Below are 10,198 nucleotides of genomic sequence, written 5' to 3'. Positions count from 1 at the left end.
AAAGAGCCGTGATGCGCTATCGGACTGCGCTAATCACCGGAATAGTTATAAAGCTAAATGCTTCAGAACGGGGCGCATATTAGCGAGTCGTTCTGGCATCGTCAACGATTATTTTAGAGATTCTAACTAGGTGCTGATTTTAACAGCTAATATGATGCATTACCCCTCATTTATGAACTGTTTATTTCGATATAGGTCACAGGTATCACAATGACACTGGTCTGACACCCTGTTAGAATAGCGCCCCAGTAAATCTATCAGCCCCCTTCTTGCATTTAAAGGAATATCAACTGCTATGACAGCTCAAATTATTGATGGCAAAGCAATCGCTCAATCAATTCGCAGTGACCTGAAACAAAGAGTCGCCGACCGTAAAGCTTCGGGACAACGTATCCCAGGCCTAGCCGTGATATTGGTAGGAAGTGACGCTGCCTCACAAGTCTATGTAGGTAGTAAACGCCGAGCATGTGAGGAAGTGGGTTTTGAGTCACAATCATTTGACTTAGATGAGAGCACATCAGAAACAGCGTTATTAGCGTTAATTGACCAATGTAACGAAGACCCTAATATTGATGGCGTTTTGGTGCAATTACCTTTACCTGATCATATCGATGACTCAAAAGTCATTGAACGTATTCGCCCAGATAAAGACGTTGATGGTTTTCATCCATATAATGTCGGTCGCCTAGCCCAACGCATCCCAGTACTACGTTCTTGCACGCCGAAGGGGATCATGACGTTAATTAAGTCTACTGGAGTTGATACCTACGGACTCGATGCGACAGTCGTGGGTGCATCCAATATTGTTGGTCGCCCAATGACACTAGAACTGCTATTAGCGGGTTGCACGACAACAACATGCCATCGTTTCACTAAAGATTTAGAAGCAAAAGTGCGCCAAGCAGATTTAGTCGTGGTAGCAGTTGGCAAACCTGGTTTTATTCCAGGTGAGTGGATTAAACCTGGCGCAATTGTGATTGATGTAGGGATTAACCGCCTAGAAGATGGCAGATTAGTTGGTGATGTTGAATACGAAACAGCAGCAAAGCACGCCGCACACATAACACCAGTACCCGGCGGTGTTGGACCAATGACGATTGCCAGCTTGCTTGAAAATACCTTGTATGCTGCCGAAGAATACCATGACTAATTAACGGTCTAATGAGAGGTTTTGCCTTTAACTGCAAAATTTGATTCATTAAAAAAGCCTGCATTTGCAGGCTTTTTTAGTTTTACAGCGAAAGTTCTGCAATAGGTAAAGCGTTACTTCTTACGCCAAGTTGTACCTTGTGCGCCATCTTCTAAAATCACGCCTAACTCATTTAATCGATCTCTTGCAACATCTGCTGCAGCCCAGTCTTTTTCGGTACGAGCACGGTTACGTTCAACAATAAGCGCTTCGATTTCAGCAACCTCATCATCGCTCCCCTCGCCTTTAAAAAAGGTTTCTGGCGTTTGGCTCACAATACCAAGTACATCCGCTAACTGCTTAAAGCTGACACCTAATGCTGAAGCGGTTGCCATATCAGTTGTCTTTAAGCGGTTAATTTCGCGCACCATATCAAATAACACTGAATATGCTTCAGGCGTATTGAAGTCATCGTTCATGGCTGCTTTAAACTTGTCAACAAATACAGCATCATCAGCTGGTGCCACAGATAAATCTAAGTCTTTCAACGCGGTGTACATACGCTCAAGCGCTGAGCGAGCCTGTTTTAAGTTATCTTCTGAGTAGTTTAACTGGCTACGGTAATGGCCAGATAACAAGAAGTAACGAATCGTCTCAGCGTCATAATGCTCAAGCACATCACGGATAGTAAAGAAATTGCCTAATGATTTAGACATTTTTTCTTTATCAACCATCACCATGCCAGTATGCATCCAATAATTTACATATTGAGTACCATGTGCACAGCATGATTGCGCAATTTCATTTTCATGATGAGGGAACTGTAAATCGCTTCCGCCGCCGTGAATGTCAAAGTGCTCTCCAAGGTGCTTGCTGTTCATTGCTGAACATTCAATGTGCCAACCTGGACGGCCTGGCCCCCATGGTGACTCCCATGTTGGTTCACCAGGTTTAGACATTTTCCAAAGCACAAAGTCCATTGGATCACGTTTAGTATCTTCTACTTCTACGCGAGCCCCTGCTTGAAGTTGCTCTAAGTTTTGACCTGATAAGCGACCGTATTCGGCAAATGACGCGACACTGAATAGTACGTCACCACTTTCAGAAACATAGGCATGATCTTTTGCAATCAGGGTTTCAACCATTTCAATGATTTCGTCAATGTGTAGCGTTGCACGTGGCTCAAAATCAGGGCGCAACATATTTAGTGCATCGAAATCGTTATGCATTTCGCCAATTAAACGCTCAGTTAATGCATCACAACTTTCGTTGTTTTCGTTAGCACGTTTAATAATTTTGTCGTCCACGTCAGTGATATTACGTAGGTAATTCACCTCGTAACCGACGTAACGTAAATAACGGACAATCATGTCAAAAGAAACAAACGTACGACCATGACCGATATGACAAAAATCATAGATGGTGATACCACACACATACATGCCAATTTTGTTTGGATTAATCGGTTTAAACTCTTGCTTTTCACGGCTCATACTATTGTATATTTTCAACATTTCTACTTCTCTTTCGAACGGGAGTTGCGTATTCACTAATATGTCGGCAGTCTAGCATGTTGCAACGGGTTTTGAACACAACACTTTATGAAGCTTCTGATATCAGTTAAGATCTCGCCACAATTTTATTCAAGGTAAACAACCATGATCACATTACACACTAATTCAGGCGATATCGTACTGTCTTTAAACGCTGAAAAAGCCCCTATTACCGCTGAAAACTTTTTAAAGTATGCCAATGAAGGTTTTTTTGACGGTACTATCTTCCACCGCGTGATTGACGGATTCATGATCCAAGGTGGCGGGTTCACTGAAGATATGGTGCAAAAAAGCACTGGCGAGACCATTAAAAATGAAGCAAATAACGGCCTTTCAAATACTAAAGGTACCATTGCAATGGCGCGCACTTCAGACCCACACTCAGCAACGGCTCAGTTCTTCATCAATGTTGGTGACAACACCTTCTTAGACTTCAAGAATGAATCAACTCAAGGTTGGGGCTACTGTGTGTTTGGTGAAGTCGTTGAAGGCATGGATGTCGTTGAGAAAATCAAAGGTGTGAGTACAGGCAACCGTGGCATGCATCAAGATGTGCCACTAGAGGCCGTGGTCATCACTGGCGTGACAGTAAAAGACTAATCCGTGAATACAGTCTTTATTGGCGATCTGCACCTCAGTGAAGATCGCCCTGATATTACTCAGGCCTTTAATCAGTTTTTGCATCAGCTAAACAATGCTGAGGCTTTATACATTATTGGTGATTTGTTTGAAGTATGGGTGGGTGATGATATTGCCGAGCCATTTGCTTTAGCGATTGCCAACAGCATTCGCAGCGTTGCCAAGCACACCCCAGTCTATTTCATTCACGGCAATCGTGATTTTATGGTGGGTAAAGACTTTTGCTCTAAAGCAGGCATGACCATTTTACCTGAGGTCGTCACGTTAGATTTGTACGGTAAATCGACTGTGGTACTTCATGGAGACAGTTTGTGTACCCTAGATAAGGCCTATCAGCGTTTTCGTAAATTTAGAAGTATCGCTTGGGTTCGTTGGCTCTATGGCAAGCTCCCCAAGTCTAAGCGTCTAAGTATTGCGGCAAATATTCGAAATAAAAGTAAAGCTGGCAACCAATACAAAAGCGTTCAAATCATGGATGTGGAAGCTGAAGCGGTTGATGCGTTGATGACTAAAACAAAGTGCGAGCATATGATCCACGGCCATACTCATAGACCAGCCATTCACCATCTAGCTAACAATAAACAACGTATTGTTGTCGGTGACTGGTATGAACAAGGCAGCGTTTTAGTAATTAACCAACAAGGCATAGAACTACAGCAATTGCCTTTTGAGCCTAAGTAAACCAACCGACATTTCACCTTGCTCCAACGAGCCTCGCTTGACGTCAACAGATAACTGTTGGCACCTAGCCTTTAAAAACTCGGAATACCACTGTGAAACTGAAACTGCTCATCTGGTGATTGGATTAGAGTCGCCTCAATTTCGGCAAACTGTGCCACTCTAGGTGCAATATCCTCATCAGATAATGACTGTGCTAACGACAAGTAATCTTGATAATGTCTTGCTTCTGATCGAAGTAGAGATACATAAAACTTGCTAAGCTCTTCATCAAGGTGTGGCGATAACTTCGCGAAGCGTTCACAGGATCTTGCTTCAATAAATGCCCCGATAATTAGTTTATCAATCAAGGCTTGAGGCTCATAGGTACGAACTTGTGCAATCAGTTGCTTAGCGTAACGTCCTGCACGTCTATTTTCATATGCAATACCGCGCTTTTGCATAATCTGTAACACTTGTTCAAAGTGATGAAACTCCTCTTTGACTAAACGCACCATTTTATCAATGAGATCTTCACTAATTGATAGCGTCGTTACTGCGGTCAATGCTGATGCAATATCATTTTTCTTATTATCTGCATTAAGGAAGGCGTCAACATCACGTTGTTTATCATAAACAAGGTCTGCATAAGGTTGCGCCCATTGCTTTAACGCATCTTGGCTCACGTCATTCACCGCATATTTACGCAATAAAGCGATAGCCGTTTGCGCTGCTTTTAACTCACAATTGCAGTGGTCGATAAGTAAAGTGGGTAAGCTCTCACGACGAGAAGCGAACGCAATCCATTCATCAGGCGTTTCACATCCAAGGAATTGATTTATCGGCGCTAATATTTGTTCCATTTCAACCTAACCAAAGCAATGTTTGTCATTATTGTACTGAGGCCACAGGGCTAAACCTAGCGATAATCATAAAACCACTTGACGAATACGGTTTTATGTTCAATAAATAGACTAAACACATTTAACCTTTTGTTAACTTGTGTAGCGATCACCTTAAGTGGATAAGCTTCAATGAATGGAATAAGAAGCTGTTACTCAGATTATGAGTAGTGTGGGACTGATTAAGGCGATTGGCATGCTGCAGTCAGTTCGTCGTTGTTTGGCGAGCTAGTCATAATTTGCGAAACAAGGATAATTATAATGATACTAAATCACTTAATGGGGCTATACACTCATCCAAAACAAGAGTGGCAAACAATTGAACGTAACCACGAGGCAACAAAAAGTAGCCTCAGCCACGTTTTACTCATCGCATTAATACCGGCTATTTGTTCTTATATTGCAACGGCGCATATTGGCTGGAACCCAGGTGCTGGCGAACTTCTTTATTTAACCAGCAAGAGCGCTATGTTTATGTCTGTAGGCATGTACTTTGGCTTAATTGGCGGTGTGATGGCGCTGGCTTACCTTGCTTACTGGATGGGTAAAACATTTGATGCCAATCCAACCTTTACCCAAGCTCTCGAGTTAGCCGCTTATACCGCTACGCCATTATTTATGGTGGGCTTAGCCGCACTTTACCCAGTACTGTGGTTCATTATGGTAGTGGGGCTTGCAGGCCTTGCATACTCGGTTTACCTCTTATACGCAGGTGTGCCGATTATTATGAATATACCGGAGGAAAAAGGTTTTATTTACGCAAGTTCAGTGGTAACTGCTGGTTTAGTATTATTAGTCGCCTTAATGGCATCAAGCGTAATCTTATGGAGCATGGGTTTTGGTCCAATGCTTCAGTAATCGGTAAAGTATCCTCATAAAAAAATGCCAGTCGATTGACTGGCATTTTTTGTTGAAGAACTTCAGTTAGAATGATTCACGTAATGGCACGGTTAAGTTAAACACTAGGTTATCAGCATTTGAGTCTTTACTGTCAGCACAGAAATAGCCTTCACGCTCGAATTGATAAGCTTTTTCAGCAGGCGCATTCTGTAAACTTGCTTCAACGACACCATGAGTCACGACTAACGATTCAGGGTTTAATGCTTCGTCAACCGTTGTAAATTCAGCTGGGTTAGCTTCTTTAAACAAACGGCTATATTGACGAAATTCAGCAGGCTTAGCAGTAGATGCTTCAACCCAATGAATAACACCTTTAACTTTACGGCCATCAGCAGGGTTCTTCCCAAGTGTTTGATCGTCGTAGCTACAGTAAACCGTAGTCACATTTCCATCTTCATCTTGGTCAAAACGTTCAGCTTTAATCACATAAGCATTACGTAAACGGACTTCTTTGCCTAAAACCAAACGCTTATATTTCTTGTTTGCTTCCTCACGGAAGTCATCTGCATCAATGTAAATCTCTTTACCAAATGCAACTTCACGTGTGCCCATTTCTGGTAAGTTTGGATGAGCAGGTGCATTAATAACTTCTGGCTGCGCATTCGGGTAGTTCTCAATAACCAATTTAATTGGGTTTAGCACAGCCATTGCACGCGGAGCATTTTCGTTTAAATCTTCACGAATGCACGCCTCTAACATAGCTACTTCAACCATGTTTTCTTGCTTAGTCACACCGATACGCTGACAGAACTCCCTGATTGATGCAGCACTGTAGCCACGGCGACGTAATCCAGCAATCGTTGGCATACGCGGATCATCCCAACCAGAAACAAGTTTTCGTTCTACGAGGTCATTTAGTTTACGCTTACTCATTAGCGTATATTCAAGGTTTAACCTTGAGAACTCATATTGACGGGTACGATTTGGCGCTTGAAAGTCATCAAGGTGATCAAGTACCCAGTCATATAAGCGACGGTTATCTTGGAACTCTAACGTACAAATTGAGTGGGTGATATTTTCAATCGCATCTGAAATACAATGTGTAAAATCATACATTGGATAGATGCACCACTTATCACCTGTTTGATGGTGATGTACGAAGCGTATACGGTATATTATCGGGTCACGCATGCACATAAATGGCGAAGCCATATCAATTTTGGCACGCAGTGCACATTCACCTTCTTTAAACTCTCCAAGACGCATCTTTTCGAATAAGGCGAGGTTTTCCTCAACACTGGTGTCACGATACGGGCTTGGTTTACCAGGCTCTGTTAAAGTACCACGATACTCACGAGTTTCTTCAGCGTTTAAGAAACATACATAAGCGAGACCTTTACTGATTAGTTCGACAGCATACTGGTGTAATTGGTCAAAATAGTTAGATGAATAACAAATATCGCCAGCCCACTGGAAACCCAACCACTTCACGTCTTCCTGAATTGAATTAACGTAATCAATATCTTCTTTTTCAGGGTTCGTATCATCAAAGCGTAAGTTACATTGACCTTGGTAGTCTTTAGCTATTCCGAAATTTAAACAGATCGACTTAGCATGACCAATATGCAAGAAGCCATTCGGTTCTGGCGGAAAGCGTGTATGCACGTGATTGTGCTTACCGCTTTTTAAATCTTCGTCAATGATATTACGAATGAAGTTACTTGGGCGTACTTCAGTGTCCATATGACTCATGGAATTCCTCTTGGCACTCAACAGTAATATTTACAAAAAACAGATGATCCTACAGATCCCGCTGACTTACAACTACTGCAAAGCAGTTTTTAACGAATAAAAGCAATAAACCTAGCCGAAGCTAGGTTTATTATCTGAATGAGTCTCACCAAAGGTTATTCAGTGACGATTCTCACTCCTGGGATTATCTGCTGACTCTTACGCCCTTGCTTCTTTAACCACATATAGAATGCAACTAAAGCTAGTGCGAAGCCAACTATCCAAGCCGTTGACTGAACAGGGTGCTGTGCAAACGTTCCGGCTTGATAGAACACAGTTGCAGTGCCATAGGCTAAACCGAACGTCCAAAGTGCCGCAAATCTTGCCCACTTCATACCAAACTCAGCAACCAACGCTCCAATAGCAGCAACACATGGCGTATACAGCAATACGAACAGAAGGTATGCAAAGGCGGCAGTTTGTGATGTGAAGCCTGCTTGTAATGCACTGAAAGTTGATTGGTCAACTTCTAACTCTGCTGACGCATCTTCAATGGTATCGATATCACCAATTGAAATCGCAAGTGGATCTTCTGGTGCAATACCAAACAGGTTCTCAGGAATCGTAGCAAGTGCTTCACTAAAGCTTTCAGACAATGTCGCTAACTCTTCATCATCGCTTGGTTCACTATAGAGGCTGTTTAACGTCCCAACTACCGCTTCTTTTGCGAAAATACCCGTAATGATCCCCACAGTTGCAGGCCAGTTATCCTGTTCAACGCCCATTGGCGAAAATAATGGTGTCACCTGCTGGCTAGCGACACTTAATACAGATTCTTTGCTGTCTTCATGGCCAAAACTGCCGTCTGTACCAATAGAATTAACAAAGTTCAATAATGTCACCACCACAACAATGGTTTTACCTGCACCAAAAATAAAGCTCTTGGTTTTCTTACCCGTATTAGACATCACTGTTTTAAGTTTAGGTTTCTCGTAGCTAGGCAATTCCATTACCACTGCACTACTGCTACCCGGTAATAATGTATTGCGTAGCATTAACCCGGTACCAATGGCTGCCAAAATACCAATGATATAGAGTAAGAATACTAAGTTTTGACCTGACTCAGGAAAGAAAGCCGCTGCAAATAACGCGTACACCGGTAACCTAGCTCCACAAGACATAAACGGCGCCATCATACCTGTGACAATACGTTCACGTTCACTGCCTAATGTTCGGGTTGCCATGATAGCGGGTACCGAGCAACCAAAACCTACAATCATTGGCACGAAAGCTTTGCCTGGCAGACCAATTCTACGCATTAAACCATCAACAACGAAAGCTGCGCGAGACATATAGCCAGATGCTTCTAAAACAGATAATGCAAGGAACAAGGCCGCAATAACAGGAATAAAGGTAGCAACAGTTTGGATACCTTGGCCAATACCTCCTGCAATGATGGTCACTAACCAATCAGGGCTACCAAGGGAAGACATTAATGCACCAAAGTGGTCAACAAAAATAGCACCAGCGGTAATATCGAAAAAGTCGATAAATGAGCTACCCACGTTGATACTAAACATGAACATTAAATACATTACAAACAAGAAGATCGGTACCCCCATTACTGGATGAAGTACTATGTTGTCTAGTCTGTCTGTCATGGTTTGGTGAGGTTTTGCGTTAACAGCACCATCATAAATTTGTTGAACAAAATCAAAGCGCGTTGTGGCAACAAGCACTTCAACGTTCTGGTCATTGTGCTCACACAACTTTGTGCACCCACTAACAACCTCTTTCATTGCACTGTTTTGACAGCTACCGCAACCATGACCGTTTCCTAACATAGCGAGGGCTCTACCACGACTAAGTTGACCCAGCCCATGATCGTCAGAATAGGATTTTAGCGTAGTAACACTCTGCTCAATACTAGGGTGATAAGCCAGCATGAGTGGTGACTCACTCACTTCGCCGTTTAGCAGCTGAGCAACTTGCTGTTGAATAATGGTGATATCTGCTTCATTTCTGGCACTGGCAGCAATGACAGGGCAGCCTAATTCGGCCGCCATTTTGGCAACATCAATTTTAATACCCAGCTTTTCTGCAGCATCAATCTTGTTAAGTACAACGATTACCGGAATACCTAATTCGCGCAACTGCACAGTTAAATATAAATGGCGTTCAATATTGGTCGCATCTACAAGGTTAATAATGCCGTCAATATGTTGCTCAGCCAAAAACTGTTGTGCAATTTGCTCATCAAGTGAACAGTCGCAACTATTTCCTGCTGGCAATAAATCATAAATACCTGGAAGGTCAGTTAATAAAACCTCTGTATCATTAAGTGTAAATTGGCCAGTTTTCTTTTCAACCGTAACGCCCGACCAATTACCCACTTTCTGGTTTGCACCAGTTAGTGCATTAAATAATGTTGATTTACCCGCATTAGGGTTACCTACGGTGACGCAATGAAATTGTTTAGTCATTTGCTTTTGTTACCTCAATGATATCGGCTAGGTCTCTGCGCATACAAAGTTTGCTTCCCCGTAAATCTAGCTCTATGCCTGAACCAAGCGGCGCACGGCGAATAAATGAAAACTGGGTATTAGGCGTAATGCCCATCGACAAAAGCTTGCGCTTCACCATTTGTGGAAGAGACAAATGCCCGACTTCGGCAATGATTGCGCGGTCTCCGGGGTTTAGTTCACTGAGTTTCATTAAGCATCAACCTTGAATACAACTTTAAGACG

Annotated in this window: 9 protein-coding genes; 4 read left to right on the top strand and 5 right to left on the bottom strand. The window is 42.6% G+C overall.

Annotated features, from left to right (window positions below; genetic code table 11):
* The first annotated feature begins 295 nt into the window (after positions 1–295).
* Positions 296–1,150, top strand: coding sequence for a bifunctional methylenetetrahydrofolate dehydrogenase/methenyltetrahydrofolate cyclohydrolase FolD (gene folD / locus ACHUGF_RS16565; RefSeq protein ID WP_394132869.1), 855 nt, complete (start codon positions 296–298; stop codon positions 1,148–1,150).
* 113 nt (positions 1,151–1,263) lie between these two features.
* On the opposite strand, the gene cysS is transcribed toward folD, so the two are convergent.
* Complete coding sequence (gene cysS, locus ACHUGF_RS16560; protein WP_394132868.1) at positions 1,264–2,643, bottom strand: cysteine--tRNA ligase; 1,380 nt, start codon at positions 2,641–2,643, stop codon at positions 1,264–1,266.
* Positions 2,644–2,787: 144 nt separating this feature from the next.
* Here cysS and ACHUGF_RS16555 point away from each other — a divergent pair, with 144 nt between their 5' ends.
* Both ACHUGF_RS16555 and ACHUGF_RS16550 read left to right on the top strand, forming a co-directional pair.
* Positions 2,788–3,282, top strand: coding sequence for a peptidylprolyl isomerase (locus tag ACHUGF_RS16555; protein WP_394132866.1), 495 nt, complete (start codon positions 2,788–2,790; stop codon positions 3,280–3,282).
* Positions 3,283–3,285: 3 nt separating this feature from the next.
* Entirely contained in the window at positions 3,286–4,002 is a 717-nt protein-coding gene (locus ACHUGF_RS16550; protein ID WP_394132864.1) for a UDP-2,3-diacylglucosamine diphosphatase, read from the top strand.
* Between the two features lie 71 nt (positions 4,003–4,073).
* Here the strand turns inward: ACHUGF_RS16550 and miaE are convergent, their stop codons facing one another.
* Positions 4,074–4,841, bottom strand: coding sequence for a tRNA isopentenyl-2-thiomethyl-A-37 hydroxylase MiaE (miaE, locus tag ACHUGF_RS16545; RefSeq protein ID WP_394132862.1), 768 nt, complete (start codon positions 4,839–4,841; stop codon positions 4,074–4,076).
* A gap of 300 nt (positions 4,842–5,141) precedes the next feature.
* Here miaE and ACHUGF_RS16540 point away from each other — a divergent pair, with 300 nt between their 5' ends.
* Positions 5,142–5,738 (top strand): Yip1 family protein, encoded by a 597-nt coding sequence (locus ACHUGF_RS16540; RefSeq protein ID WP_394132861.1) that lies wholly within the window; start codon positions 5,142–5,144, stop codon positions 5,736–5,738.
* A gap of 66 nt (positions 5,739–5,804) precedes the next feature.
* On the opposite strand, the gene glnS is transcribed toward ACHUGF_RS16540, so the two are convergent.
* The 3 genes from glnS to ACHUGF_RS16525 form a co-directional block, all read right to left on the bottom strand.
* Positions 5,805–7,472, bottom strand: coding sequence for a glutamine--tRNA ligase (glnS, locus tag ACHUGF_RS16535; protein WP_394132859.1), 1,668 nt, complete (start codon positions 7,470–7,472; stop codon positions 5,805–5,807).
* Between the two features lie 155 nt (positions 7,473–7,627).
* Complete coding sequence (feoB, locus tag ACHUGF_RS16530) at positions 7,628–9,934, bottom strand: Fe(2+) transporter permease subunit FeoB (protein WP_394132858.1); 2,307 nt, start codon at positions 9,932–9,934, stop codon at positions 7,628–7,630.
* On the bottom strand, positions 9,927–10,166 hold the full coding sequence (locus ACHUGF_RS16525; RefSeq protein ID WP_394132856.1) for a FeoA family protein: 240 nt from the start codon (positions 10,164–10,166) through the stop codon (positions 9,927–9,929). The genes feoB and ACHUGF_RS16525 overlap by 8 nt, the downstream gene beginning before the upstream one ends.
* Positions 10,167–10,198 lie beyond the last annotated feature (32 nt).

It is taken from the genome of Shewanella maritima, assembly GCF_043643735.1.
GTDB lineage: Bacteria > Pseudomonadota > Gammaproteobacteria > Enterobacterales > Shewanellaceae > Shewanella > Shewanella maritima_A.
This window is presented reverse-complemented; position numbering and strand designations above follow the sequence as displayed.